Origin of the sequence: Selenomonas sp. oral taxon 126, assembly GCF_001683335.1 — a bacterium.
GTDB lineage: Bacteria > Bacillota > Negativicutes > Selenomonadales > Selenomonadaceae > Centipeda.
The window spans coordinates 978,574-979,665 of record NZ_CP016201.1 but is presented as its reverse complement, the minus strand read 5'-3'; the positions used below and the strand labels follow the sequence as shown (position 1 = coordinate 979,665).

Below are 1,092 nucleotides of genomic sequence, written 5' to 3'. Positions count from 1 at the left end.
CGCACCCCGCTCACCACCACCGATGCAAGCTGATCCTGTATCGCAACGACTTTCGACGGAACTGCCAAACACATATTTTCTCCTTTATTTGACCTCCATCAATGGGATATATCGTGCTTATGAGCTTCCCCCGCCAGTGCGGGGGAAGTGCCGAGCAAAGCGAGGCGATAGGGGCGCCAGTGGCTCATGCACATTTCTCACGATAGATAACCCGCACCGTCCAAAGCGCCCCTTCCACCGCTCACGCGGTCCCCCTCCCCCGTTTCGACGGGGGAGGCTTTGCATTACAGCACTCAGATCCTCGCTCACATTCCCATCCGCGCCAGTGCCACCGCCGCCTGCCCGTATGCAATCCCGCCGTCGTTCGGCGGGGCGGCGTGCGGCAGTAGTACGCGGAAGTCTCTGAGGCGCGCAAGCATCTCCTCAAGGAGGAGCGCGTTCTGGAACACGCCGCCCGAGAGCGCGACCGTCCGCAGCCCCGTGCGCGCAGCGAGCAAATCCAGCACCTCTGCGACCGCCGCCGCCATCGTCACATGGAAGTCGAGCGCACGCGCCGCACGCTCCTCCTCCGAGAGGCTCTCCACCCCGTCCGCAAGCGCCGCAAGCACGGGCATAAAGTCAATCGTCAGCGGCGCATGCTCCCGCTCCAACACATACGGCAGCACAACGCCCGATCTCCGTGCGCGCCGCGCACAGAGTTCCAGTCCGATTGCCGCCTGTCCCTCGTACACATTTACGCGGCAAATGTCGAGCAGTGCCGCCGCCGCATCGAAGAGCCGCCCCACGCTCGACGTGAGCGGGGCATTGACCCCCGCCGCCGTCGCCTGCACGAGCAGCTGCCAACCTGCGGGAATCTCCTCCATAAATTTCGGCGCGCGCAGGGCAATCTCCTCCCCGTACATCGTGTGGAGCACCCGGAGCGCAAGCCGCCACGGCTCTTTTGCCGCGCGGTCGCCGCCCGGCAGGGGGATGTACGCAAAATGCGCGAGCCGCTCGTAGTCCGCCATATCCGCCGCAAGGAACTCCCCCCCCCACGAAGCCCCATCCGCCCCGTAGCCCGTCCCGTCGAGCGCAACGCCGAGGACACGCGCC

General features: G+C 65.5%; 1 protein-coding gene. It reads right to left on the bottom strand.

The window, feature by feature from the left end:
• Window positions 1-305: 305 nt before the first annotated feature.
• The coding region (locus tag AXF19_RS14255; protein ID WP_442983839.1) for a Kae1-like domain-containing protein at window positions 306-1,092 on the bottom strand (787 nt) is incomplete at its 5' end.